The organism is Paenibacillus sp. D51F, from assembly GCF_053345695.1.
This window is the reverse complement of record NZ_JBKFAO010000001.1, coordinates 92,977-117,149: the sequence shown is the minus strand read 5'-3', so window position 1 is coordinate 117,149 and position 24,173 is coordinate 92,977. Positions and strand designations below refer to the sequence as shown.

Genomic DNA, 24,173 nt, shown 5'->3' with positions numbered 1-24,173 from the left:
AAGCGATTATTAGTATGCAGAGGGAGTGAGCCTGTGAAGGAAGATTTGACGCCAAGGCAAATCGTTGCTGAGCTGGACAAATATATCGTAGGCCAGAAGCAGGCCAAGCGCTCGGTAGCGGTCGCCTTGCGCAACCGTTACCGCCGCAGCAAGCTCGACGAAGCCTTGAGGGACGAGATCGTTCCAAAGAACATGCTGATGATTGGTCCGACCGGCGTCGGCAAAACGGAAATTGCAAGGCGTTTAGCCAAGCTTGTTGGAGCGCCGTTCGTCAAGATCGAGGCGACGAAATTCACGGAGGTCGGTTATGTCGGCCGCGACGTGGAATCGATGATCCGCGATCTAGTGGAAGTGTCGATCCGCATGGTCAAGGCGGAACGGACCGAACGGGTGAAGGATAGAGCGGAAGAGCAGGCCAACGAACGGCTCGTCGAGCTTCTTGTTCCGTCTCCCGTCAAGTCCAAGGGCGGCAAAAATCCTCTCGAAATGCTCTTCGGCAATCAAGGGTCCAAGGACGATGAGGAAGAGAAGGTGAACGATCCCGACATTCTGGGCAAAAGGCAGGCTGTCCGCGCAAAGCTCAAAGCCGGCGAGCTGGAGAACGATCTGCTGGAGCTTGATGTAGAGGATACTTCGCCAACGATGATGGATATGATGTCGGGGCAAGGCAATGAAATGATGGGCATGAACATGCAAGAGATGCTGGGACAGTTCATGCCGAAGCGGACCAAGCGCCGCAAGCTTACAGTCAAGGAAGCCCGCAAGGTATTGACTCAGGAAGAAGCGGCCAAGCTGATTGATATGGACGAGGTCATCGGCGAATCGGTGAGAAGGGCGGAGCAGTCCGGGATCGTCTTCCTGGACGAGATCGACAAGATCGCGAGTCCTTCCAAGGGGTCGGGTCCTGACGTGTCTCGTGAAGGCGTGCAGCGCGATATTCTGCCGATCGTCGAAGGATCTACCGTCATGACGAAATATGGAGCGGTCAAAACCGACTACATCCTGTTCATTGCCGCAGGAGCGTTCCACGTTTCCAAACCGTCCGATCTCATTCCTGAGCTCCAGGGAAGATTTCCGATTCGGGTGGAATTGACGTCGCTGACGCTGGAGGACTTCGTACAGATTCTCAAGGAGCCCAAAAACGCTCTGACCAAACAGTACACCGCGCTGTTGGCCACGGAAGGAATCGCAATCGAATTTTCGGATGATGCGATTGCGGAGCTTGCGTCCATCGCGGCCGACGTCAACCGCAATACAGAAAACATAGGCGCGCGCAGGCTTCATACGATACTGGAGAAGCTGCTCGAGGACTTGTCGTTCGAAGCGCCGGACCTGACGCTGGAAAGTCTGCTCATCACGCCGGAGTATGTGAAGGAAAAGCTTTCCTCCATCGCGCAAGACCGGGATTTGAGCCAATATATATTGTAGGGTAGTTCGGGGGGCAAGCAGGAAGATGACATTATTGACCAAAACAAGATCGCTTAACCGGCTGCTGCAAAAAGCAGCCGGCAAGGCACTAAGCTTCAGGGAGATGGCGGAAGTTCTCAGCTCCGTCATTCAAGCCAATATTTTCGTCGTCAGCCGCAGAGGCAAGATTTTGGGCTGCGCCGCAGTAGACCGTTTCGACCATGATCAGTTCCGGAGTCTGGCTGCGGAAGCCGAGCTGCGCTTTCCTCAGGAGACAAACAACCGGTTCCTGCAGATGAGAGAGCCAGAGACCAATGTCGTTCCCGATCCCGGCATCGCGGATGTATTCCGCTTCATGAACGCCCAGGAGATGATGTGCGTCGTTCCGATCACAGGCGGCGGAGACCGGCTCGGAACCGTTGTCCTGACGCGTCTGAACGGAGTGTTCGATGATGAGGATCTCATCCTCGCCGAGTACGGGTCGACGATCGTAGGCATGGAAATCCTGCGGGAGAGGGCGGAAGAAATCGCGCTTGAGGCGCGCAGCAGAGCTGTCGTCGCCGTCGCGATCGGATCGCTTTCCTTCAGCGAGATGGAAGCTGTCGAGCATATATTCGAGGAACTCGAAGGCAAGGAAGGTTTGCTGGTTGCTTCGAAGATCGCCGATCGGGTCGGTATAACTAGATCCGTTATCGTGAACGCGCTTCGCAAACTCGAGAGCGCTGGAGTTATCGAAACGCGATCTTTAGGAATGAAAGGCACCTACATCCGCATTCTGAATCATCAGCTTTTGGAAGAATTAGGTAAGATGAAGAAGTAAAAGAGGTTCTTTATGCCCATGAAAGCCCTATCTTTATATAAAGATAGGGCTTTTTTCTCATTGTAATAAATATGAAATTTTAGGAAGATTATCGTACTCGGCAAATCTCGACACAGATCTCTCATATTTTTAATTATTTTATGTCGAAGATGCAGGAATGCTTGAAGATTTGTTGAATAAGTGATAAACCATTAAGGAAGAAAGTGGTGAAATATCATTGAATGTCTTGAACGGCGCGGATTTCAGCAGACTTGTAGGGGCAATGAGAGCCGCTGAAGCAAGGCAGCAGGTAATCTCGGATAATATTTCCAATGCTGACACGCCGCACTTCAAACGTTCGGAACTGGTATTCGAGGAGCTGCTGAATGACCAGCTGGACGGCCAGAAAAACCACGATTTAGCAGGTATAAAGACCCAGAAAATGCATATGGACATAGGTCAGATTGGCCGAATTCCAACCATGCAGCTAGTCACGGATGAAAAATCTGTCATGAATAATAATGGAAACAACGTGGATCCTGATCGCGAGATGGCATTGCTTGCGAAAAACCAGCTCCGCTACAACTCCTACATTCAACAGATCAATCACGAGATCAAGATGATGCGGACTGCTATCGACGGGAGAGGGTAAGAAATGAAGCTGACCAACGGATTCGACATCAGTGCCTCCGCATTGACCGCCCAGCGGCTCCGAATGGATGTGATCTCCTCCAATATCGCGAATGCCGAGACGACTCGAGCCTCCTATGTGAATGGCGAGTTCCAGCCCTATAAGCGCAAAATGGTCGTATTGGAGCCCATGAAGGAAGGCAGCTTCGCATCGATGCTTCAGAATGAGATGGGAGAGGCGTCCAAAGGGGTTAAAGTTAGCCGGATCCAGGAGGATCGCACTCCGGACAAGCTGGTCTACAATCCGTCTCATCCCGATGCGGACAAGAACGGCTACGTGAAGATGCCGAACGTGGACGTAACGAAGGAAATGGTGGATATGATCTCGGCGTCCCGTTCCTACGAGGCGAACGTGACCGCATTGAATGCAACGAAGACGATGTTCGTCAAAGCGCTTGAAATCGGAAAATAAAAGCCGAAAGGATAGTCCATAATGATCCAGCCTATAACGCTTGCGCAGGTCTCTCCTCTGAATACACCAGCCATCACGGCCAAGACGCAAGCCGCGTCGCCGAGCGAAGTGACCGAAAGCTTCGGGACGATGCTCAAAAACGCCCTGGACAGTGTCAGCGCGCAAGAAAAAACCGTGCATCAAGTCAACAACCAATATCTGGTTGGCCAAGCGGATATTTCACAAGTCATGATTGTCTCGCAGCAGGCTGAGCTCAGCCTTCAGCTGGTGACGCAGGTCCGGAACAAGGCCGTAGAGGCCTATCAGGACATCATGCGCATGCAAATTTAAAGCTGACTGCATTGCAATAGCATTCTGCGGGGTGAAGATGTGAACGAAAAGATGGCCCGCCTGCGCGATTCCGCCAAAAATTACTGGGGAGCGATGGGCAAGAAGCAAAAGATTTGGCTGGGAGCGACGATCGGGATATTGTTGCTGACGATCATTCTGCTTACTTCGATCCTGACCAAAACACAATACGAAACGGTGTTCAAGGATCTGGACACAACCGATGCCCAGGCAATCATGAATTATCTGGACAGCAGCAGCATTTCTTATCGGCTTGGCGACGGCGGCAATTCAATCTCCGTTCCGAGCAGCGAAGCAGATCGTGTGCGGGTTGCTGCGGGATCGCAAGGCATGGTCCAGAATGGATCGATCGGATTCGCAGCGTTCAATACAGGTTCCTCTCAGTTCGGCATGACCGACAATGAATTCGATGTCAAATACCGCAGCGCCTTGAACGGTGAGATCCAGCAGCTGCTCAACGGCATGCAGGGAGTCGCATCCAGCAAGGTCGTCGTCAATCTTCCGAAGGAAAGCGTATTTGCCCAAACGGAAGAAGCCAGCGGCGCGTCGGCTTCCATCGTCATGAAATTCAAGCCGGGATTCCGGCCCAGCCAGGATGAGATCGACGGCTACTTCAATCTCGTCAAAACATCGGTGCCGAATCTTAAAATCGCGGATATCACGATTACGAGCCCGCAAGGCGAGCTGACAGCTTCCTCCAAAATCGGCGGGACGCTGAACAACTCGGGGAGCGCGAACTCTCAATTCCAGATCCAAAAGAAATATGAGAGCGACTTGAAGCGGAATATCGAACAGTTCCTCGGAACGATGGTAGGCAGCGATAATCTTGCCGTCAGCGTGCTGAGCAGCCTGAACTTCGATCAGGTCAGCCGCGAGGAAAGCCTGGTCAAGCCGCTGGACAACAACAACAACAACGGTCTCGTGATCAGCCAGCAGCAATCAAGCGAAAGCTCGGAAGGAACGGAAGGGAATGCCGGCGGGGTGGCCGGCACCGGAGAAACCGATGTTCCCGGATATTCCTCGACATCGGGCGGAGGCAGCAGCACGGCAGAGAAAACCTCCAGCACGACCAATTACGAGCCTAACCGCTACAAGAATACGATCATTGGCGGCCCTTACTCCGTCAAAGATCTCAGCATCAGCGTCGGGATTCCTACTTCTTTATTAACCCAAGAAACAAAAGATCAAATCACCCAATATCTAAATTCTTTTGTCCGTTCCCAGCTGGTGGATTCCGGACAGGATGTCAGCAATGACGCGATCATAGCCAAAAAGGTTTCTGTCATCGGTCAAAATTTTGCCGCAGCAGGAGCTTCCGCTTCCGGCAATGGCCTTACAGCCGGATGGATCGCCGCCATCGCTGTCGCCGCTGCCGCGCTAATCGGCGGAATCGTGCTCGCCGTTCGCCGCCGCCGCGCCAAGGAAGAAGAAATCATCGAAGAAATGGCGCCGAGAGTCGAATATCCTTCGATCAACCTGGAGAGCGTCACGAATGAGAATCAAGTGCGCAAGAATTTGGAAACACTCGCCAAGCGGAAGCCGGATGATTTCGTCAACCTTCTTCGCACCTGGCTAGTAGAGGAATAGAGGTGGCAACTCATGGTTAAAGCGCTGCAAAGCTTGAGCGGGCGCCAAAAGGCTGCCATTTTGCTGATCACGCTCGGCCCGGATGTATCGGCCCAGATCTTCAAGCATCTGAGGGAAGAGGAAATCGAGCAGCTGACTCTGGAAATCGCCAACGTGAGGAAGGTCGACAGCTCGGAGCGGGACACGATCATGAGCGAGTTCTATCAGATCTGCCTAGCTCAGGAGTATATCTCCCAAGGCGGCATCGCGTACGCGAAGGATATCCTCGAGAAGGCGCTCGGCTCGCAAAAGGCTTTGGAGGTCATCAGCAGGCTTACGGCGACGCTGCAAGTAAGGCCTTTCGACTTTGCCCGCAAGGCGGAGCCGGCCCAGATCCTGAACTTCATCCAGAACGAAAATACCCAGACGATTGCTCTCGTGCTGTCGTACCTTCAGCCGGAGCAGGCTTCTCATATTCTTTCTTCGCTTCCTCAAGAGAAGCAGGCGGAAGTCGCCCGCAGGGTCGCGCTGATGGACAGCACCTCTCCTGAGGTCATCTCTCAGGTGGAGAGGGTGCTGGAACAGAAGCTGAGCGCGACCGTGACCCAAGACTACACGAACGCGGGCGGCATCGACTCCATCGTTCAGATTCTGAACGGCGTCGATCGCGGCACCGAGCGGACGATTCTGGATTCCCTGGAAATTCAAGACCCGGAGCTGGCGGAAGAGATCAAGAAGCGGATGTTCGTCTTCGAAGACATCGTCAGCATCGACAACCGTTCCATCCAGCGCATCATCCGCGATATCGAGAGCGCCGACCTTCAGCTTGCGCTCAAGGTGGCAAGCGAGGAAGTGCGCGAAGCGATCTTCCGGAACATGTCCAAGCGGATGGCAGAGACGTTCAAGGAAGAAATGGAATTCATGGGTCCCGTGCGGCTGCGTGACGTCGAGGAAGCCCAGACGCGCATCGTAGGAACGATCCGCAGGCTGGAGGAATCCGGTGACATCATCATCGCCCGCGGCGGAGGAGATGACATCATTGTCTAATCTGTTCAAATCCTCGCAGGTTGTCCCCCAGGAACAGCTTCAGCGGCTGGAGAGATTTTACCGGAAACCTGCCGCCAGCGAATCGGACGGATTCAGCGAGCAGCACAATCGCGTCGAGATCCGCCCGGATGCAGCCACGGAGTCTCTGCGCAGCCAGATCCTCGGCGACGCCCAGAGCGTCGCCGAGGAGACGCTGGCGGATGCGGCCAGGCAAGCCCAGGAGCTGCTTGAACAGGCCCGTCAGGAAGCCGAGGATTGGTGGCATGCCAGACGGGCGGACGATGAACGGATCGCCGAAGAAGCCCGCCTGGCCGGATATGGCGATGGCTTCAGCCAAGGCAGCCAGGATGCCGAGGCAGCGCTGCGGAAGGAATGGGAGCAGAGAATCGAGGAATCCTCCTCCATTCTTGAATCCTCCTTCCGAATGAAGGAACAGATCATCCAGGAGGCGGAGCCGTTCCTCGTCGAGCTGAGTTGCGCCATTGCAGAGAAGCTGGTCGGCAAGCAGCTGGATCTTGAGCCCGAAATCGCCATCGAGCTCATCCGCAGCATGCTTTCCCGGCGAAGAGAGAATGGCAGCATCGTTCTGTGCGTCAGTCCCGCGCAGCTCTCATCGGTTCTGGCCGCCAGGGACGAGCTGGAGCTGTCGATCGATTCTCAGGCCGAGCTGCAGATCCTGCCCGACGCATCGGTCAAGGATCACGGCTGCGTGATCCGGACCGCATTCGGCAGCATCGATGCCCGCATCGACACGCAGCTGTCCGAAATCAAACGTGAGCTGATGGGAATCGCTTCCCAGCGTGAAGGTCAGGAGGCGCCTGCTTCATGAATTACCGGATTCCCAAGGCTTCGAGATATACGGAGCAGCTCGAGGGCATCGATCCTGTGCGCATCAACGGCAAAGTAACCCAGGTCATCGGGCTTACCGTCGAAAGCGAAGGACCCGATGCCGGCATCGGGGATGTCTGCCAGATCTATCCCGGAAGAGGGGCGCTCCCGCTCCTTGCCGAAGTCGTCGGTTTCCGGGACAATAGGCTGATTCTCATGCCGCTCGGAGATCTCAATGCGATCGCCCCTGGATGCGACGTCGTAGGCACAGGCAAGCCGCTTACGGTCCAGGTCGGGGCGGAGCTGCTCGGCAAAGTGCTTGACGGCCTCGGGCGGCCTCTTGACGGCAGCTTCATTCCCAGCCGCATGATCCGCTATCCGACGACCGCGCCTCCAAGCAATCCGCTCTTCAGACCGCGCGTCCAGCAGCCGCTGGGCATCGGGGTTCGCGCGATCGACGGCCTGCTTACCGTAGGCCAAGGCCAGCGCGTCGGGATTTTTGCAGGCTCGGGGGTTGGAAAGAGCACGCTGCTGGGGATGATCGCCCGCAATACTGCTGCCGACGTCAATGTGATTGCTCTCATCGGCGAACGCGGACGAGAGGTGCTCGAGTTCATCGAGAAGGATCTGGGACCGGAAGGGCTGGCCCGTTCCGTCGTGATCGTGGCCACATCCGATCAGCCGGCGTTGATCCGCATCAAGGGCGCGGTAATCGCGACGACGATTGCGGAGTACTTCCGGGACCGCGGCATGAACGTCATGCTGATGATGGATTCGGTCACCCGGTATGCGATGGCGCAGCGGGAAGTCGGGCTGGCGGTCGGAGAGCCTCCGGCGACGAGAGGGTACACGCCGTCGGTCTTCGCCGGCCTTCCCAAGCTGCTTGAAAGAGCGGGCACAGGGCCGACGGGGTCCATAACGGCTTTTTATACCGTTCTCGTGGATGGGGACGACATGAATGAGCCGGTAGCGGATGCCGTGAGAGGCATTCTCGACGGACACATCGTCTTAAGCCGCGACTTGGCTCAGAAAGGCCATTTTCCGGCGATCGACGTGCTCGCCTCGGTAAGCCGGGTCATGAAGGAGATCATAGATCCCGAGCATCAGGAGGCGGCTTCCGCTCTCAAAAAGATGCTCGCTGTCTATAAAGATTCGGAGGACTTGATCAATATCGGGGCGTACCAGCCCGGATCGAACAAGGAGATCGACCAGGCGATCAGCCAGATGGACGGAATCCTGGATTTCACGCAGCAACGAACGAATGAAAAAGCCCATTTTGACGAGACGCTGGACCATCTGATCCGGCAATTCAACGGGAGCTGAACAGAGACGTGACGGCATTCCGCTATGCATATCAAAGCATTGTCAACTTGAAGCAAAGCGAGACGACGCAAGCCAAATGGGGACTCACGGCCGCGCTCGATCTGCTGCATGCGGAGGAGATGTCCCTGTCCGAGCTGCATGCGGAGCGTATGCGCTGGGAAGGGAAGCTTGAAGAGCTCGGCATGCAAGGAAGCCCGCTCATGGAGCTGCAAGCGATCCAGCGGTTCCTCTCCCATCTGGATGCCTGCATTGGAAGCAAGCAGCAAGTCGTGCAGGCGGCAGAGAACGAAGTCGAATCCTCCAGGCATCGTCTGGCAGAGCGTAAGATCCAGGAGAAGATCTGGCTGAAATCCAAAGAAAAAGCCTTGAACCGATTCAAGGCTGCGCAGCTTGCCGGAGAGCAGGCGGAGCTCGATGAAATCGCGGTCCAACGCCATTCGCGCGCCGCGCTTTAGCAGAATGCAAGATGAGGCAGTCGGGGACGACTCATGCCCCCGGGAGGGATGAAATGTTGGCAGAAGAACATGAGAAACAAAGCTACAGCGGAATGGAACGCTTCCTGTTTTTTGTCACGCCGTTGCTGTTCACGCTGGTGCTGGTGCTGGTGCTTCTAGTGGTGTTCAACCCGTCGCTCCGCTCGAGGCTGATGGATACCGGACGCAGCATTCCGGTAGTCGGATCGCTCATTCCGGAAAGCCAGAGCGCATCCGGCGCCCCTGTTCAGGACAACGGCGATGCTCAGCGCAAGCAGATCGCCGGTCTGCAGGGAGATTTGCAAGCAGCGAAAGGGAAACTTCAGGCCGCTGAGGCGGAGAAGGCTTCCCTCGAGAAGGAAATCAACGATCTGCAGGACAAGCTCGACCAGCTGATCAAAAGCGACGAGCAGAAAAAGTTGAGCAGCAGCGAGTATCAAGCCAAAATAACGGAGCTCGCAGGAATGTTCTCCTCGATGACGCCGAGCAAAGCGGCTCCAATTATTCAGAATATGACCTTGGAAGAAGCTGTGCTCGTGCTGAACTCGATGGACAGCCGATCCCAAGGAGCGATTCTGGCCAAAATGGATCCAAAGCTGGCAGCCGAGACGGCAGCGAGGCTGAAGGATTCCGTTCCGGTCCAGGATCAACAGATTGCTGCCTTGCAATCGAGAATCCGGCAGGCTTCCAGCGCAGCTCCTGCATCCGGCTCAGCGCTGCTCAGCGAAGATCAGCTCAGCAAAACGTTCGAATCGATGGATCCGGCGAAGGCGGCGCAGCTGCTGATGGCGATGTCGGATGTGAGCGCGAGCAAAGTGCTTCGAATTCTTGGCTCGGTCAGCGATTCCAAACGCTCGTCAATCGTTCAGGAGATGTCGGGACTAGACAAAAAGCTGACTTCTCAGCTCGTGAGCAAGCTCATGGCGGGAAAATAGAATAGGAGGTGAACAATGGAGATCACGACGTCTCAACCGGCTGCAGCAACCGGCCCGGGAACATCAGCGCAAGCGGCCGGAGGCAAGGCGGCCGGAGCTGCCCCTTTCAGCCAAGCAATGGCAGGAGCATTGCAGACGGGCGTTCAGGGTCAAGCCACTCCGAATGCGGGAACGGCTCCGCAGGACGCCATTGCGGCTGCTGCGGCATTGGCAGCCTCGCTTGTACTGAACGCAGCTCCTGTGCTGAACTCAGCTCCCGTGCTGCCTGACGGCATGGAGCCGAGCACCCCGGCTCCAGCAGACGGAGCGCTGCCGGAAGCTCTGCAGCCCGGAGAAGCCAGTCCAGCAGCAGCTTCCTCCGAGGAGCAGGCAGCCGAGCCGCTGCTTGCCAAATTGGAGGAGCTGCTTGATCAGCTTTACGAAGGCAAGGAAGAGGATGGCTCCATTCCGCTCGAGGATTGGCAGCAAGCCGCTTCCGAGCTCGGAGCCCTGCTTGCGCTGCTCGGCATTCAGCCGCCTCCTGCAGTGAAGCTTGCAGGCGACGGCCAGCAGAGGCAGGATGAGCCCGCAGCTGCTTCCGCAACGGCAGCCGCCAAGGGGGAAGTCGGAGAGCTGCTGCTGGCTCTGAGGCAGCAATTGCCCGACGTTCTCGCCAAGCCATCCGGTAAGGTCGATTCCCAGGCGTTGACCCAGGCGCAGCTGACCAAGCTGCAGAGCCTGCTCGAAGCGCCGCCAACAGCCAAATCCGCTCCAGGCGGAACGATTCCGGAGGGTCAGCCTGAAGGGACTCCTGTTGCGGGTATTCCGGCTTCCGGCACAACGCTTCTGGCGAAGCTCGAAGCGCCGCAAACAGCCAAATCCGCTCCAGGCGGAACGATTCCGGACGGTCAGCCTGATGGGACTCCTTTTACGGGAATTCCGGCTTCCGGCACAACGCTTCTGGCGAAGCTCGAAGCATCTTCAGCCCATATCCGTGCGGCGGTCGACGCCGCGGCGGGAAGCGCTCAGGGAGATGATGCCGCGCAGCCAGCCATGCTCATATCGGAAACGAATGAACAGCCGTCGTCAACCGCGACCTATGCAACAGGAAATGTCCAGCCGGGAGCTGCGGTTCCGGACAGCCCGGAAGCGACTGTAAAAGTGCCTGTCCATCGGTTTGCCCAGGAGGTGGCCGGGCTCGTCTTGAAGAAGCTTGATGTCTCGTCTTCATCCGGCATGACAGAAGCAAGATTGACGCTGACCCCGGAGAACTTGGGGCAGGTGGACGTCAAGCTTCAAATCCACAACGGCCAATTGACGGCGCTGTTCGCAGCGGATTCGCCGGCGGCGAGGGAAGCGATCGAGAACCAGTTGGGCCAGCTCAGGATGTCCTTGCAAAACCAAGGCTTCCAGGTTGAACGGCTTGATGTTTCGGCCTCAAGCCAGCTTCAGACCTCGCTTTCATTCGGCCAGCAGAGCCGGGGCGGAGGCGAACAGGGCGGCCAGTTTGCACGAAATGGTTCCGACCGCCCTGAAGAACAGGGCATGCAGGAAGCTGAAGTCATCCAGACCGCCATTCGCGAGCTGGGATACGGCAGGGCAATTAACGAAACGGCATAAGCCGGTTTCGAGGGGGATCAACGATGGCAGCATCCGTGAACGCCAATTCCATTTATCCGTTCGTGAGCCAAAAGAATTCCAAGGCGTCATCCACAAGCATGGACAACTCCACGCTCGGCAAGGATGCCTTCCTGCAGCTTCTGGTCGCACAGCTGAAGTATCAGGACCCGATGAATCCGTCCGACAACACGACTTACATCGCTCAGCTCGCTCAGTTCTCTTCTGTCGAGCAGCTGTCGAACATTTCCGGACAGCTCAACGTGCAGGGACAGAATCTGGGACTTACATCCGATCTCATCGGGAAGCAAGCGGAATGGGACATCTTTGATGCTGCCGGCAAGCTGACGACCGCAAGCGGCCTCGTCGATTCGGTCGTGCTCAAGGACGGCATCCAGTATATCGTCTCCAGCGGGAATTATGTTCCGATCGACGCGCTGAAGTCCATCCGATCCGATGCGGCGGAAGAGGCTCCGGAACAGGCGCCGGAAGAGTCTTCCGGAGAACAGCCGGCAGGAGCCTGAAAGAGCAGTATCCATCCATTTAGGAGGTTTTAGATTATGTTGAGATCTATGTATTCGGGCGTATCCGGCATGCGGGGCTTCCAAACCAAGCTTGATGTCATCGGCAACAATATTGCGAACGTGAACACCGTCGGCTTCAAAGCGGGACGGGTCATGTTCCAGGATATTCTGAGCCAGACTGTCGCAGGAGCGACGCAGCCTGAAGATGGAGCGCGCGGCGGCAAAAACGCGCAGCAGATCGGCCTTGGCGTGACGGTGGCCTCGATCGACACCCTGCATACGGCGGGCAGCGCCATGACGACCAACGTGCCGACGGATCTGCGCATTGACGGAGACGGATTTTTCGCCGTCCGTCCTGCGGGAATGGAAGACGGCTTCTATCTGACGCGTGCCGGCAACTTCTCGGTCGATGCCGCGGGACAGCTGGTCAACGCCGACGGCGCTCTCGTGCTCAGCTCCGACGGCGAACCGATTTCGCTGGCCGGAGTCAGCGCCTTCACGATCGGCAAGGACGGCTCGGTGACAGGCGTCAATGCGGACGGAACGACAGGAGATGTCATCGCCACCATCGGCGTCGTAAAAGTGACCAATCCGAACGGCCTGGAAAAAGTCGGCGGCAACCTTTACCGCTCTACGGTGAATTCCAATGCCGAGGAGCTGGCTATCGGAGCTCCCGGAGATCCGGAGACCGGAACGGGCAACATCGTAGCCGGCCAGCTGGAGATGTCCAACGTCGACCTTACGAGCGAGTTCACGGAAATGATCGTTGCGCAGCGCGGTTTCCAAGCCAACTCCCGAATCATTACGACATCGGATGAAATTCTTCAGGAGCTCGTCAATCTGAAGAGATAATTGATCTAGCCCTGTCGGTTTGAATCCGCAGGCCGAGCTCTACTCGGCGTCATCGGTTCGGCCAAGGGCGCAGCCGCGGGAGGGTTCACATGATTGAAGTAACAAGGCTCAACGGCAGCAAGCTGATGATAAATGCCCTGTTGATCGAGCTCCTGGAAGAAACGCCGGATACGCTCGTGACGATGACCACCGGCAAAAAAATGGTCGTTGTGGAGTCGGCTGCCGTTCTGGCCGGGCGGATGACCGATTTCTACCGCTCCATCGGCCTCGCGGCATCATCTCATAAGAGTGGATATACGGAGGAATAAGCGCTATGAAAAAAATGCTTCCCTGGCTGATCACCACGCTGCTGGCAATTTCGCTCATCGCTGTGGTGGCGGTCATTCTGTACAACTCGCTCCTGAAGGAGCCTGTAACGGCTTCAGGAGGGGATACGGCCAAGACGACGGCGGCAGCCGCCAAGGTCAAGCCGCTTACGGCTGACGAACGTGTCGAGGTAACGTCCGAGCTCAAGGATATCAAGCGGAATCTGAAGGACGACAACAAATTCCTGCTCGTGAGCTTCGCTTTCCAGCTGGACAAAAAGGCGACGAAGGAAGACTTCGACAAGATCAAGGATATCGTCGTGAAGCCGATCATCAACCGTACGCTTGCAGATACGGAAGCCCAGTCGCTGCAAGGCTCCGCCGGGCAGGATGCGCTCGAGGCCAAGCTGCTCAACCAAATCAATGAAGTTCTTCCCAAAGGCAAGCTGATCAAGGTTTCCATCACGGACTATACCTTGACGGAAATCTAGGACGGCCAAGTGAGATAAGCGAAGGAGGTGAGAGTGATGGTGGATGTGCTTTCCCAGAATGAGATCGACGCTCTGCTTGCCGCCTTGTCGTCCGGGGAGATGGATGCGGAGGAACTGAAGAAGGAAGAAAGCCAGAAGAAGATCCGCGCGTACGATTTCAAGCGGGCGGTCCGGTTTTCCAAGGACCATATACGAAGCTTGACCCGGATTCATGAAAACTTCGCCCGATACTTGACGACTTATTTCTCGGCGCAGCTGCGAACGTTCGTGCAGATCAGCGTCGTGCAGGTAGAACAGCTTCCATACGACGAATTCATCCGCTCGATTCCCAAAATGACCATTCTGAACATCTTTGAGGCGGAGCCGCTGGAGGGAAGGATGGTGCTTGAAGTCCATCCCAACGTGGCATATGCCATGGTCGACAGGCTGCTTGGAGGCACAGGAACCGCTCCCGCCAAGATCGGGGCGCTCACGGAGATCGAAACCATGATCATGGAGAAAATCTTCAGCCGTGCCTTCGAAAGCCTGCAGGAAGCCTGGAAAACGGTGTACGATATATCGCCGAGGCTGGACTCGCTTGAAACGAACCCGCAGTTCATGCAGATCGTTTCTCCCAACGAAACGATCGCTTTGATTTCATTGAGCACGAAAATCGGGGATACGACCGGCATGATCAACTTGTGCATTCCGCATGTGGTCATCGAGCCGATCATGCCGAGACTGTCTGTGCATCACTGGTTCGTATCCCAGAAGAAGTCGCGTGCCCCTGAAGAAGTGGAGATCCTGGAGCAGCGCGTACATAAAGCGAAGCTGCCGATCATCGCCGAGCTCGGAGAATCCTCCATTACGGTGAGAGAGTTCATGAGCCTTGCCTCAGGAGATGTCATTTCCTTGAAGAAGCCGGTCGGTGAAGGCTTGCATATCAAGGTTGGAGAAAAGCTGAAGTTCATCGGCAGCCCGGGATCGGTCCGCGACCGCCTTGCTGTCCAGGTGGACGAGATCGTAAGCGAAGGAGCAGACGAAGATTATGACGAGTAAGGATTATTTGTCCCAGGAGGAGATCGATGCCCTGCTCCGGCAGAGCTCGGACGGTTATTCCGCCGCTCCTTCCGACACGGCAGGCGAGGCGCAGATATCCCAATACCTGAGCTCCATCGAGCAGGATGCTCTGGGCGAGATCGGCAACATCACGTTCGGAAGCGCGGCTACCGCGCTGTCTACCCTGCTGGGAAGAAAAGTGGACATCACGACTCCGCAGGTCGCCCTGATCAAGCGGGAAGATCTCGCCGACGAATTCCCCCGGCCTCATGTCGCGGTGTCGGTCAGCTATGTAGAAGGCTTTCAAGGCATCAATTCGCTGGTCATCAGGTCAAAGGATGCCGGCGTTATCGCCGATCTGATGCTTGGCGGCGAAGGCGACGTCGGCCAGACGGAGCTCAATGACATCCATATCAGCGCCGTGCAGGAAGCGATGAACCAAATGATGGGTTCTTCGGCGACTTCGATGTCGACGATCTTCAACCGGATGGTCAACATCTCGCCTCCCGGCATCGATATCCTCGATGTGGAGCAAGGCGGAGGACTCGCTCAGCTGCCGCCGGATGACGTCTTCATCAAAGTCAGCTTCCGGCTGATGATCGGAGACCTGATCGATTCGACGATCATGCAGCTGCTGCCGGTCAACTTCGCCAAGCAGATGGTCGACACGCTGATGGGCGGAAGCGGGGATGAGGCCGCCGCATCATCTGCGGCTCCATTGATCGAAACGGCTTCAACAGCTCCATACTCGGAACCATCGGTGCAGCAGCCCGTCCAACAGCAGCCTGTTCACGAACCACCTGTGCATCAACAGCCCGTCCAACAGCAGCCTGTTTATGAACAGCCGGCCTATCAGCAGCCAACGGCCTATATGCACGCCGCACCCGCTGTCAACAACCAAGGCCCGCAGACTTTCGGCGCTCCGGTAGGCCGCAACGTCAATGTTCAACCGGTTCAATTTTCCGGTTTCCAGCCGGGATATCCTCAAGGAGACGAGAGCAATCTCGGCCTGCTCCTCGATATCCCGCTGAAAGTAACCGTAGAGCTTGGACGCACGCAAAAACAGATCAAGGATATTCTTGAGCTGTCGCAAGGATCCATCATCGAGCTCGACAAGCTGGCAGGCGAGCCCGTAGACATTCTGGTGAACAACAAGCTGATTGCAAAAGGCGAAGTTGTCGTCATTGATGAGAATTTCGGGGTCCGGGTCACGGATATCGTGAGCCAGTGGGACCGCATGACCAAAATTCAATAAGTGCATCCTGGGAGGAAATGACAAATGGCAAACCGTATTCTGATCGTTGATGACGCTGCATTCATGCGAATGATGATTCGCGATATTCTGACTAAAAATGGCTACGAGGTCGTGGGCGAGGCTCAGGACGGATCGCAGGCAATCGAGAAATATAAGGAAGTCAAGCCGGATCTGATCACGATGGACATCACGATGCCGGAGATGGACGGCATCGCCGCATTGAAGGAAATCAGGAAAATCGACCCGAACGTGAAAGTCATCATGTGCTCGGCCATGGGCCAGCAAGCGATGGTCATCGACGCCATTCAAGCAGGCGCGAAAGATTTCATCGTGAAGCCGTTCCAGGCTGACCGGGTCATCGAGGCCATCAAGAAGACGCTTGGGTAACGGAAATGCCATGGATAGCCGGATTGGCGGCTCAGGCGGCCGCTCCTTCCGCTTCACCGAAGCCTGATGGAACGCTTGATTATTCCCTTCCTTCCGGCGGGAGCGAGGTGCCGCACTTTGCGAGCGGAGGCATGACGGGCAGCGTGGTCTGGGTGCTGGTCTCGCTTGCTCTTGTCATCGGATTGATCACCCTCCTTATTCGCTGGCTCTCCAAGCGAAGCCAGCTGATGGGAGGCGCAAGAGCTCTTGAACAGCTTGGAGGATTGACGCTGGGACCGAACAAGTCGATCCAGGTCATCGAAGCGGCTGGCAGAATCTATGTTGTCGGCGTCGGCGAGAATGTGACGCTTCTGGACCGGTTCCCGGCAGGGGAAGAAGCGGACAGCCTCCGCAGCCAGCTGCTGGAGAAGCGCAATGCCGCATCCGGCGTGCCGCTGGGGGAATGGGTGCGCAGAATCCAAGGCAAGACAGGAGAAGGGAACCGGTCTGTTCAAGCTCCAGCCGATGATGACAAGGAAGAGGCGAAGCGGTTCCAGAAGCTGCTGCATCAAAAGCTTGAGCAGCAATCCAGACAGCAGGAAGAGCTTGAACAGCTGTTCCAGGAATCTAGAGACAGGGATCGGTTGAGGGACGAATGACAAGAAAACGTATGCTTTCTCTGATGACTGTCCTGGCCATGTCGCTTGCCTGGCAGAGCGCCGCTTATGCCGAGCCTCTGCCGGGCATCGATATCAACATTGGCGGTGATAGCGCCGGAGGAACGAGCGCTGTATCCATCCTATTGATGGTGACCGTTCTGACGGTTGCTCCTTCCTTCCTTATTCTTATGACCAGCTTTACCCGGATTGTCATCGTGCTTGGTTTCGTGCGCACTTCGCTCGGAACCCAGCAGATGCCTCCGAATCAGGTTCTGATCGGTCTGGCATTGTTTTTGACGCTTTTCATCATGTCTCCTACGCTTTCGCAAGTGAATGATACGGCCCTGCAGCCTTATATGAAGGGTGAGCTGACTCAGACCGAGGCGCTTGAAAAAGCGGCCGTGCCGATGAAGAAGTTCATGTTCCAGCATACGAGGGAAAAAGACCTGCTGCTGTTTCTGAACTACACCAAAGCGGAAAAGCCCAAAACCTATCAGGATATTCCGATCACGGTGCTGGTGCCGGCATACGCGATCAGCGAACTGAAGACAGCGTTCCAGATGGGATTCATGATCTTCATTCCCTTTTTGATTATCGACATGGTTGTTTCGAGTACGCTGATGGCGATGGGGATGATGATGCTGCCGCCGGTCATGATCTCGCTTCCTTTCAAAATTCTGCTGTTTGTTCTCGTAGACGGGTGGTATTTGGTCATCAAGTCGCTGCTGCTCAGCTTTAATCCGTCATGACCGCAGAAGAAGGAGGGGAATGCGATGAGTTCCAATTTCATCATCGGCTTGGCGGGTCAGGCGATGTTCGTCATGCTGAAGGCGAGCGCGCCCATGCTTATTCTCGGGCTTGTCGTCGGACTAGCCGTCAGCATTTTTCAAGCCACGACTCAGATCCAGGAACAGACGCTTGCGTTCGTCCCGAAGATCGTCGCCGTATTGGCCGCGGTTCTGCTGTTCGGTCCATGGATATTGAACACGCTGGTGGATTTCACCTACAACCTGCTGAACAACCTGCACAACTATATCGGGTAGGCAGAGGCTGATGGAACAATTTCTTAACGGATTTCCTATTTTTTTGCTGATTTTTTGTCGAATGACCTCTTTTTTTGTAGTCGCGCCTGTCTTTTCCGCTCGAACCGTGCCGGCGAGGCTCAAGATCGGCATCGGTTTCGCCGTTTCGCTTCTTGTGTACTTCTCGTACGGAATCAAGCAGACGGCTGCTGCCGATGCGGGCTTCATCCTGCTGATCCTCCAGGAAATCCTGATCGGACTCCTGCTTGGATTCATCGTCTACCTGTTCTTCACGGTCGTCCAGACGGCCGGCGCTTTCATCGATCTGCAGATGGGCCTCGCCATGTCGAACATCATCGATCCGCTGAGCGGAACGTCGGCGCCGATTACCGGCAATCTCAAGTATATGGTGCTGACGCTGCTGTTTCTGACGATGAACGGCCATCTGTACATGCTGCAAGCGCTGATGAACAGCTACAACTGGATGCCTCTCAAGCTGGGGCTGATGGAGCATATCTCCAGCGGCTTGATCTCGGACTTCCTCGTCAGGGCGTTCTCCCAGTCTTTCCTGCTCGCCCTGCAGATCGCGGCGCCGATAGTCGTGGCCATGTTCCTGACGGATGTCGGTCTTGGCTTCCTGGCGCGGACAGCGCCTCAATACAACGTATTCGTCATCGGCGCTCCGCTCAAAATTATGCTCGGCATCCTGCTGTTGATGCTGCTGATGCCGTCTCTCGGCGTTTTGTTCGGGCATTTGTTCAGCCTGATGTTCGAGAAGCTCGGCGAGCTGTTCAACGCTGTCGGCAGCAAAGGCGGGACAGGCTATTGAGGAGGGACACGGCCATGAGGCTCCGGTTCAAAGTCGACCTGCAGCTGTTCAACGGCGAGAAGACCGAAAAAGCGACGCCGAAGAAGCGCAGCGAGGCACGCGACAAGGGCCAGATCGCCAAAACCCACGAGCTTCCCGGCGCTTTCATCATCTTGTTCGTCATTGGAAGCTTCCTCGTCCTCGGAGGGTATTACAAGGAACGGATCTACCGTATTTTCGGCAGCCTGTTCAATGACTGGCTCACTCTGGATCTGACCTCGGGCAACGTCATGTCGCTGTTCTATCACGTCATGATGGAGCTGCTCATGCTGCTGGCTCCGATTCTGCTGCTCGCATTCGTGGCGGCGGCGGCATTCAACTACGTGCAGGTAGGCTTCCTGCTCACGGGAACTCCGCTCAAGCCCGACTTCAAGAAACTGAATCCGATCAGCGGATTCAAGAATATCTTCTCGATGCGGTCGGTCGCGGAATTCTTCAAGAGCATCATCAAGCTGATCGTTGTCGGAGTGGTCGTGTTCTACACGATCTGGGGAGAATGGGGACGCATTCTCATGCTGGGACATTCTCCCGTCGAACACATCTTCACGTTCACAGCCGGCCTGACCTTGAAGCTCGGCCTCGAATTCGCCTCGCTGATGATCGTCATCGCGGCTGCGGACTATTTCTATCAGAAATACGAGTACGAGAAGAATCTGCGAATGTCGAAGCAGGACATCAAGGATGAGTACATCAAGAGCGAAGGCAATCCGCTCATCAAGGGGAAGATCAAGGAGCGGCAGCGGAAGATGGCGCTTCAGCGCATGATGCAGGAAGTGCCCAAGGCCGATGTCGTCATTACGAACCCGACCCACTTCGCCATCGCCATCCGTTACGACGGCACGCGCATGCAGGCTCCCGTCATTCTGGCGAAGGGAATGGATTACGTCGCCTTGAGGATCAAGGAAGTTGCGAAGGAGAACGGAGTCGTCACCATGGAGAACCGTCCGCTGGCAAGAGCCTTGTACGACAGGACGGAGATCGGGGACAGCATCCCGCCGGATCTGTTCCAAGCGGTCGCGGAAGTACTGGCCTATGTATACAAGCTGAAAGGCCGCAGCAAATCATCTTAATTCAGTAAGCGGAGGCATTCGTCATGAAACCGAGGGACCTGGCAATCTTGGTAGGGATTATCGGCATTGTCCTAATGATGGTCATCCCCATCCCTACTTTTCTGATGGACTTCCTGCTCGTAATCAACATATCGGTCGCTCTTATCATTCTCTTAATAGCGATGAATACAAAAGAAGCGCTGGATTTTTCCATCTTTCCGGCCCTCCTGTTGATTACGACTTTGTTCAGGCTCGCCCTCAACGTATCGACAACCCGCAACATTCTTGTCCATGCCCACGCAGGCGAGGTGGTCCAGACATTCGGAAACTGGGTTGCCGGAGGCCAGGTCGCCATCGGCTTTGTCGTGTTCCTGATCTTGGTTGTCGTGCAGTTCATCGTCATCACCAAAGGCTCCGAGAGGGTCGCAGAGGTTGCGGCAAGGTTCACGCTCGATGCCATGCCGGGCAAGCAGATGAGCATCGATGCGGATCTCAATGCAGGCATGATCAACGAGCAGCAGGCTCGGGCCCGCCGCTCAAAGATCGAGCGGGAAGCCGACTTCTACGGCTCGATGGACGGCGCGAGCAAATTCGTCAAGGGTGATGCGATCGCGTCGATCATCATCCTCATCATCAACCTTCTCGGAGGTTTCATCATCGGGATGGCGGTGCACGGGATGGGCTTCTCCGAGGCGCTCAACACGTATTCGATCCTGACGATCGGCGACGGACTCGTCAGTCAAGTACCGGCGCTGCTTATCTCTACGGCTGCCGGCCTGATCGTGACAAGATCGGCATCGGAAGGCAATCTGGCCCATGACCTGACCAGCCAGATTCTGCGGTATCCGCAGCTGCTGTTCGTCGTGGCCGGCACAATCGCTCTGCTGGGACTGTTCACTCCGATCGGAATCATCCGCACGTTCCCGATCGCGGGACTGCTTGTTTACCTGGGGTGGAAGATGAAGGGCGAGCAAAGCCGCGCGATCGCAGAGCAGGAGCAGATGGTGGAGGAGAAGGAGATCGAGGAAGTGCGGAGCCCGGAAAGCGTCGTGAACCTGCTGCATGTGGATCCGATCGAATTCGAATTCGGCTACGGCCTCATCCCGCTCGCGGATACGCAGCAGGGGGGCGATCTTCTGGACCGGATCATCATGATCCGCCGCCAGTGCGCGCTCGAGCTCGGGCTTGTCGTTCCCGTCATTCGCATCCGGGACAACATTCAGCTTCGTCCGAACGAATACATCATTAAAATCAAAGGCAATACGGTCGCCCGCGGCGACCTGCTCCTGAATCATTATCTGGCGATGAGCCCGGGCTTCGAGGACGAGTCCATCATCGGCATCGAAACGATGGAGCCGGCCTTCGGACTTCCGGCATTATGGATCGACGAGGCGACCAAGGAGAGAGCCGAGATGTCCGGCTACACCGTCGTCGATCCGCCGTCGGTTGTCGCCACCCATCTGACCGAGATCATCAAGCGCCACGCCCATGAGCTGCTCGGCAGACAGGAGACGAAGGCGCTCATCGACAACATGCGGGAAGCGTACCCGGCGCTCGTGGAAGAACTCATTCCTTCCGTCATGACGATCGGGGATGTGCAGAAAGTGCTGGCCAAGCTGCTCAAGGAGAAAATCTCGATCCGGGACCTTGTCAGCATCTTCGAGACTCTGGCCGATCACGGGCTGTACTCGAAGGATACCGACATTCTGACGGAATATGCCCGCCAGGCTCTCTCCCGTCAGATTACGCAGCAGTACAGCACTGGCGGCACCTCGATGCGGGTCATTACGGTCAGCCCGGCGCTGGAGAAGAAGATCGCCGAAGCCGTTCAGCAGTCGGAGCATGGCAGCTACCTGGCCATGGACCCGATCGCTACCCAGCAGATCTGCAATAAAGTCAGCGAGCAAGTCAATCGGCAGATCCAGTCCGGACACCAGCCGGTCGTGCTTGCTTCGCCGACGATCCGCATGTATCTGCGGCAGATGATCGAACGGGTGATGGGAGACATTCCGGTCCTGTCCTACAGCGAGCTGGAGCCTTCCATTGAAGTTCAGAGCATAGGGACGGTGAGCTTGTGAGAGTGAAGCGTTACGTCGTGTCGTCCATGCCGGAGGCTATGGCGCTTATCCGAGGAGATTTGGGCAAGGATGCCGTCATTTTGAGCACGAAGGAAATCAAGACCGGAGGGTTCCTCGGCATGTTCGGCAAAAAAGGCATAGAGGTCGTTGCGGCTGCGGAAACCGTCAGCCCTCCGCCGCCCTCCGCCGCATTGGCCGATACCCTTCAGTCGCTGGCAGCAGCGGCGTCAAGGCAGCCGGCTTCGACCGTTTCAGGGGCAACGCCCAGGCAGCCGGCTCCTTTGGCTTCCGCGGCAGCCCCGTCTGCTCCTGCCTCGCTGGCAGCGGCCAAGTACAAGGCGGTCGCGAAGCCTGCGGCCAGCCCGCTTGCATTTGCAAGCGAAACCGCTCCTGAACCTGCTGTATCCGCTGGGGAAGCGGCCGCTTCAAACGGTTCCGCTGCCGCCGCCCAGGCAAGCGGCTTCCGCGAGCCGGCCGTTCAAGGAATGGAACAGGATCTGCTCCGGGAAGTTCGCGACCTTAGAACCTGGATCCGTCAGCTATCCGGCGCCCAGGCCGCCGAAACGGTATCGGTCCATGTGTCCAGCCTGATGGATAGGCTGGAAGCCCAGGAGGTCAAGACTGCTTGGCGGGAAAGGCTTCTGGCCGACTTGCAGGCCAAGCCTGAATACAGCGTTCTGAGCGAAGATCCGCAAGCTCTATGGGCGGCAGCCGCAGAGCAATTGCAGATGTGGCTGGAGCCTTATATGGGAGAGAAACCGGCAGAACATAGCCGGGTCCTGCATTTCGTCGGTCCGACAGGCGTCGGCAAGACGACGACTATCGCGAAGCTGGCGGCGGATCTTACTTTGCGCCATCGCAAAGCAGTCGGCTTGATCACGGCGGATACCTATCGCATCGCCGCTGTCGATCAGCTTCGGACCTATGCGGATATTTTGGGAATCCCGCTGGAAGTCGTATTCTCCCCCGCGGAAGCGGCAAGGGCATTTCAGCAGCTGGACCAGAAGGATGCCGTGCTCATGGATACGGCCGGCAGGAATTACCGCAGCGAGCTGCAGATCCACGAGGTCAACAGCTTGCTGAGAAACAGCGAGGATGCGGATACGCTGCTGGTGCTCAGCCTGACCGCCCGCACGCCGGATATGGAGGCGGTAGCGCAGCCTTTCATCCGGCATGGGGTGGACAAGGTCATCTTCACCAAGCTGGATGAAACGACGGTGTACGGCGCGGCCTTCAATCTGATCATGGATCACGGACTGAAGCCGGCTTATCTGGCCTTCGGCCAGACCGTTCCGGATGATCTCGAGCCGTTCCGGTCAGCGCGTTATGTGAAGCTGCTTCTGGGAAACCATCCGCATGAGTGACCAAGCCCAGGCGCTTCGCAATCTGATCAAGGAGCGGGCGGGCGGGCGGATGGAAAAGAACGCGCGGCTGCTTACGGTGACGAGCGGGAAGGGCGGAGTCGGCAAGTCCAACTTCAGTCTGAATTTCGGACTCGCGCTGCAGTCTCTGGGCCGAAAAGTGCTCATCATCGACGCGGATATCGGCATGGCCAATCTGGACGTGCTGATGGGCATTCCGGCGCCATACTCTCTCTATCATCTGTTCACCGGTGACAAAAGCATCCGTGACATCATCCAATTGGGACCATCCGGGCTGCATTTCGTAGCTGGCGGGTCCGGATTCCGGGAGCTGCTTCATCTTACGGATCGGCAGCTTCAGGAAGCGGACGAGCAGCTCGGCATGCTCCAGGGGGAATATGATTTCATCCTGTTCGATACCGGCGCGGGACTGACGCGGGAGTCGGAACGATTCATCCAGGCGGCCCACGAAACCTTCGTCGTGACGACTCCCGAGCCGACATCCATCACGGATGCTTACGCGCTCGTCAAGATGGTTTCGGGAAGCATGCCGGATACGCGGTTCCGGGTAGTCGTCAATCGTGCCTTCGATGAACAGGAAGGACGCCATGCGGCGGCCAAGATGGACATGGCGGCAGACCGCTTTCTCGGTATCCGCCTTCCTTACGGCGGTTACGTTGCCGATGACAGCAAGGTGGGCAAAGCGGTCCGGACGCAGAAGCCTTTCCTCATCGCTTATCCGGAATCGGACGCGGCAAGGAACATCATGCAGATTGCCCGGCAATACCTCGATTTGCCGGCAGACAGTCTTCCTCATCGCAGCGTCAAAGGTATTCTACAGCAGTGGTTCAGTCGGAAACGTTAACCTTTGGCTTCAGATG

The 24,173-nt window shown here is 56.5% G+C and carries 27 protein-coding genes; all 27 read left to right on the top strand.

Annotated elements, in window-relative coordinates:
* Nucleotides 1-33: 33 nt before the first annotated feature.
* The 27 genes from hslU to ACLBWT_RS00420 all read left to right on the top strand — a co-directional run bounded on the left by hslU (nt 34) and on the right by ACLBWT_RS00420 (nt 24,157).
* Nucleotides 34-1,428, top strand: coding sequence for an ATP-dependent protease ATPase subunit HslU (gene hslU, locus ACLBWT_RS00550; RefSeq protein ID WP_447661175.1), 1,395 nt, complete (start codon nt 34-36; stop codon nt 1,426-1,428).
* Between the two features lie 25 nt (nt 1,429-1,453).
* The gene (gene codY / locus ACLBWT_RS00545; protein ID WP_447661174.1) at nt 1,454-2,227 is read left to right on the top strand and encodes a GTP-sensing pleiotropic transcriptional regulator CodY; all 774 of its coding nucleotides are present in this window, start codon (nt 1,454-1,456) and stop codon (nt 2,225-2,227) included.
* A 262-nt stretch (nt 2,228-2,489) separates the two neighbouring features.
* Complete coding sequence (gene flgB, locus ACLBWT_RS00540) at nt 2,490-2,858, top strand: flagellar basal body rod protein FlgB (RefSeq protein ID WP_447661657.1); 369 nt, start codon at nt 2,490-2,492, stop codon at nt 2,856-2,858.
* A 3-nt stretch (nt 2,859-2,861) separates the two neighbouring features.
* Nucleotides 2,862-3,308 carry a flagellar basal body rod protein FlgC gene (gene flgC, locus ACLBWT_RS00535; protein ID WP_021881388.1) on the top strand — a complete coding sequence of 149 codons (447 nt, stop codon included), beginning with the start codon at nt 2,862-2,864 and terminating at the stop codon, nt 3,306-3,308.
* Between the two features lie 21 nt (nt 3,309-3,329).
* Nucleotides 3,330-3,638, top strand: a complete 309-nt coding sequence (gene fliE, locus ACLBWT_RS00530) for a flagellar hook-basal body complex protein FliE (RefSeq protein ID WP_021881387.1) — start codon at nt 3,330-3,332, stop codon at nt 3,636-3,638.
* A gap of 39 nt (nt 3,639-3,677) precedes the next feature.
* Entirely contained in the window at nt 3,678-5,243 is a 1,566-nt protein-coding gene (fliF, locus tag ACLBWT_RS00525) for a flagellar basal-body MS-ring/collar protein FliF (protein ID WP_447661173.1), read from the top strand.
* 12 nt (nt 5,244-5,255) lie between these two features.
* Nucleotides 5,256-6,269, top strand: coding sequence for a flagellar motor switch protein FliG (fliG, locus tag ACLBWT_RS00520; RefSeq protein ID WP_447661172.1), 1,014 nt, complete (start codon nt 5,256-5,258; stop codon nt 6,267-6,269).
* Nucleotides 6,262-7,098 carry a FliH/SctL family protein gene (locus ACLBWT_RS00515; protein WP_447661171.1) on the top strand — a complete coding sequence of 279 codons (837 nt, stop codon included), beginning with the start codon at nt 6,262-6,264 and terminating at the stop codon, nt 7,096-7,098. Before fliG ends, ACLBWT_RS00515 begins: the two co-directional genes overlap by 8 nt.
* Nucleotides 7,095-8,420 carry a flagellar protein export ATPase FliI gene (fliI, locus tag ACLBWT_RS00510; protein WP_447661170.1) on the top strand — a complete coding sequence of 442 codons (1,326 nt, stop codon included), beginning with the start codon at nt 7,095-7,097 and terminating at the stop codon, nt 8,418-8,420. The genes ACLBWT_RS00515 and fliI overlap by 4 nt, the downstream gene beginning before the upstream one ends.
* A gap of 8 nt (nt 8,421-8,428) precedes the next feature.
* Nucleotides 8,429-8,875: a flagellar export protein FliJ gene (gene fliJ, locus ACLBWT_RS00505; protein WP_447661169.1), complete on the top strand. Its 447-nt coding sequence runs from the start codon at nt 8,429-8,431 to the stop codon at nt 8,873-8,875.
* A 53-nt stretch (nt 8,876-8,928) separates the two neighbouring features.
* A complete protein-coding gene (locus ACLBWT_RS00500) occupies nt 8,929-9,828 on the top strand; it encodes a MotE family protein (protein WP_447661168.1) in 900 nt (299 codons plus the stop codon).
* Between the two features lie 15 nt (nt 9,829-9,843).
* The gene (locus ACLBWT_RS00495) at nt 9,844-11,427 is read left to right on the top strand and encodes a flagellar hook-length control protein FliK (protein ID WP_447661167.1); all 1,584 of its coding nucleotides are present in this window, start codon (nt 9,844-9,846) and stop codon (nt 11,425-11,427) included.
* A 23-nt stretch (nt 11,428-11,450) separates the two neighbouring features.
* Nucleotides 11,451-11,948: a flagellar hook capping FlgD N-terminal domain-containing protein gene (locus ACLBWT_RS00490; RefSeq protein WP_447661166.1), complete on the top strand. Its 498-nt coding sequence runs from the start codon at nt 11,451-11,453 to the stop codon at nt 11,946-11,948.
* Nucleotides 11,949-11,984: 36 nt separating this feature from the next.
* Complete coding sequence (gene flgG, locus ACLBWT_RS00485; protein ID WP_447661165.1) at nt 11,985-12,800, top strand: flagellar basal body rod protein FlgG; 816 nt, start codon at nt 11,985-11,987, stop codon at nt 12,798-12,800.
* Between the two features lie 89 nt (nt 12,801-12,889).
* Entirely contained in the window at nt 12,890-13,108 is a 219-nt protein-coding gene (locus tag ACLBWT_RS00480) for a flagellar FlbD family protein (protein WP_021879168.1), read from the top strand.
* A gap of 5 nt (nt 13,109-13,113) precedes the next feature.
* The gene (locus ACLBWT_RS00475) at nt 13,114-13,596 is read left to right on the top strand and encodes a flagellar basal body-associated FliL family protein (protein WP_447661164.1); all 483 of its coding nucleotides are present in this window, start codon (nt 13,114-13,116) and stop codon (nt 13,594-13,596) included.
* Nucleotides 13,597-13,632: 36 nt separating this feature from the next.
* The gene (fliM, locus tag ACLBWT_RS00470) at nt 13,633-14,634 is read left to right on the top strand and encodes a flagellar motor switch protein FliM (RefSeq protein WP_447661163.1); all 1,002 of its coding nucleotides are present in this window, start codon (nt 13,633-13,635) and stop codon (nt 14,632-14,634) included.
* Nucleotides 14,624-15,889, top strand: coding sequence for a flagellar motor switch phosphatase FliY (gene fliY, locus ACLBWT_RS00465; RefSeq protein WP_447661162.1), 1,266 nt, complete (start codon nt 14,624-14,626; stop codon nt 15,887-15,889). The genes fliM and fliY overlap by 11 nt, the downstream gene beginning before the upstream one ends.
* A gap of 24 nt (nt 15,890-15,913) precedes the next feature.
* The gene (locus ACLBWT_RS00460; protein WP_447661161.1) at nt 15,914-16,276 is read left to right on the top strand and encodes a response regulator; all 363 of its coding nucleotides are present in this window, start codon (nt 15,914-15,916) and stop codon (nt 16,274-16,276) included.
* Nucleotides 16,277-16,281: 5 nt separating this feature from the next.
* A complete protein-coding gene (locus ACLBWT_RS00455) occupies nt 16,282-16,914 on the top strand; it encodes a FliO/MopB family protein (protein WP_447661160.1) in 633 nt (210 codons plus the stop codon).
* Nucleotides 16,915-16,937: 23 nt separating this feature from the next.
* Complete coding sequence (gene fliP, locus ACLBWT_RS00450) at nt 16,938-17,663, top strand: flagellar type III secretion system pore protein FliP (RefSeq protein ID WP_447661656.1); 726 nt, start codon at nt 16,938-16,940, stop codon at nt 17,661-17,663.
* 24 nt (nt 17,664-17,687) lie between these two features.
* On the top strand, nt 17,688-17,957 hold the full coding sequence (gene fliQ / locus ACLBWT_RS00445) for a flagellar biosynthesis protein FliQ (protein WP_021879160.1): 270 nt from the start codon (nt 17,688-17,690) through the stop codon (nt 17,955-17,957).
* A gap of 10 nt (nt 17,958-17,967) precedes the next feature.
* Complete coding sequence (fliR, locus tag ACLBWT_RS00440) at nt 17,968-18,765, top strand: flagellar biosynthetic protein FliR (RefSeq protein ID WP_447661159.1); 798 nt, start codon at nt 17,968-17,970, stop codon at nt 18,763-18,765.
* 14 nt (nt 18,766-18,779) lie between these two features.
* The gene (gene flhB, locus ACLBWT_RS00435) at nt 18,780-19,874 is read left to right on the top strand and encodes a flagellar biosynthesis protein FlhB (RefSeq protein ID WP_447661158.1); all 1,095 of its coding nucleotides are present in this window, start codon (nt 18,780-18,782) and stop codon (nt 19,872-19,874) included.
* A 23-nt stretch (nt 19,875-19,897) separates the two neighbouring features.
* The gene (gene flhA, locus ACLBWT_RS00430) at nt 19,898-21,931 is read left to right on the top strand and encodes a flagellar biosynthesis protein FlhA (RefSeq protein WP_447661157.1); all 2,034 of its coding nucleotides are present in this window, start codon (nt 19,898-19,900) and stop codon (nt 21,929-21,931) included.
* On the top strand, nt 21,928-23,295 hold the full coding sequence (flhF, locus tag ACLBWT_RS00425; RefSeq protein ID WP_447661156.1) for a flagellar biosynthesis protein FlhF: 1,368 nt from the start codon (nt 21,928-21,930) through the stop codon (nt 23,293-23,295). The genes flhA and flhF overlap by 4 nt, the downstream gene beginning before the upstream one ends.
* Entirely contained in the window at nt 23,288-24,157 is an 870-nt protein-coding gene (locus tag ACLBWT_RS00420; protein ID WP_447661155.1) for a MinD/ParA family protein, read from the top strand. The genes flhF and ACLBWT_RS00420 overlap by 8 nt, the downstream gene beginning before the upstream one ends.
* Nucleotides 24,158-24,173 lie beyond the last annotated feature (16 nt).

What these genes read in the sequence shown, in the direction of transcription:
- ACLBWT_RS00460 (WP_447661161.1), top strand. Translation starts at nt 15,914, where the DNA reads ATGGCAAACCGTATTCTGATCGTTGATGACGCTGCATTCATGCGAATG.
- ACLBWT_RS00420 (WP_447661155.1), top strand. Translation starts at nt 23,288, where the DNA reads ATGAGTGACCAAGCCCAGGCGCTTCGCAATCTGATCAAGGAGCGGGCG.
- fliP (WP_447661656.1), top strand. Translation starts at nt 16,938, where the DNA reads ATGACTGTCCTGGCCATGTCGCTTGCCTGGCAGAGCGCCGCTTATGCC.
- ACLBWT_RS00495 (WP_447661167.1), top strand. Translation starts at nt 9,844, where the DNA reads ATGGAGATCACGACGTCTCAACCGGCTGCAGCAACCGGCCCGGGAACA.
- fliR (WP_447661159.1), top strand. Translation starts at nt 17,968, where the DNA reads ATGGAACAATTTCTTAACGGATTTCCTATTTTTTTGCTGATTTTTTGT.
- fliI (WP_447661170.1), top strand. Translation starts at nt 7,095, where the DNA reads ATGAATTACCGGATTCCCAAGGCTTCGAGATATACGGAGCAGCTCGAG.
- ACLBWT_RS00480 (WP_021879168.1), top strand. Translation starts at nt 12,890, where the DNA reads ATGATTGAAGTAACAAGGCTCAACGGCAGCAAGCTGATGATAAATGCC.
- fliE (WP_021881387.1), top strand. Translation starts at nt 3,330, where the DNA reads ATGATCCAGCCTATAACGCTTGCGCAGGTCTCTCCTCTGAATACACCA.
- flgC (WP_021881388.1), top strand. Translation starts at nt 2,862, where the DNA reads ATGAAGCTGACCAACGGATTCGACATCAGTGCCTCCGCATTGACCGCC.
- fliG (WP_447661172.1), top strand. Translation starts at nt 5,256, where the DNA reads ATGGTTAAAGCGCTGCAAAGCTTGAGCGGGCGCCAAAAGGCTGCCATT.
- ACLBWT_RS00490 (WP_447661166.1), top strand. Translation starts at nt 11,451, where the DNA reads ATGGCAGCATCCGTGAACGCCAATTCCATTTATCCGTTCGTGAGCCAA.
- flgG (WP_447661165.1), top strand. Translation starts at nt 11,985, where the DNA reads ATGTTGAGATCTATGTATTCGGGCGTATCCGGCATGCGGGGCTTCCAA.
- flhA (WP_447661157.1), top strand. Translation starts at nt 19,898, where the DNA reads ATGAAACCGAGGGACCTGGCAATCTTGGTAGGGATTATCGGCATTGTC.
- ACLBWT_RS00455 (WP_447661160.1), top strand. Translation starts at nt 16,282, where the DNA reads ATGCCATGGATAGCCGGATTGGCGGCTCAGGCGGCCGCTCCTTCCGCT.
- fliQ (WP_021879160.1), top strand. Translation starts at nt 17,688, where the DNA reads ATGAGTTCCAATTTCATCATCGGCTTGGCGGGTCAGGCGATGTTCGTC.
- ACLBWT_RS00475 (WP_447661164.1), top strand. Translation starts at nt 13,114, where the DNA reads ATGAAAAAAATGCTTCCCTGGCTGATCACCACGCTGCTGGCAATTTCG.
- codY (WP_447661174.1), top strand. Translation starts at nt 1,454, where the DNA reads ATGACATTATTGACCAAAACAAGATCGCTTAACCGGCTGCTGCAAAAA.
- ACLBWT_RS00500 (WP_447661168.1), top strand. Translation starts at nt 8,929, where the DNA reads ATGTTGGCAGAAGAACATGAGAAACAAAGCTACAGCGGAATGGAACGC.
- flhB (WP_447661158.1), top strand. Translation starts at nt 18,780, where the DNA reads ATGAGGCTCCGGTTCAAAGTCGACCTGCAGCTGTTCAACGGCGAGAAG.
- flgB (WP_447661657.1), top strand. Translation starts at nt 2,490, where the DNA reads ATGAGAGCCGCTGAAGCAAGGCAGCAGGTAATCTCGGATAATATTTCC.
- fliM (WP_447661163.1), top strand. Translation starts at nt 13,633, where the DNA reads ATGGTGGATGTGCTTTCCCAGAATGAGATCGACGCTCTGCTTGCCGCC.
- fliY (WP_447661162.1), top strand. Translation starts at nt 14,624, where the DNA reads ATGACGAGTAAGGATTATTTGTCCCAGGAGGAGATCGATGCCCTGCTC.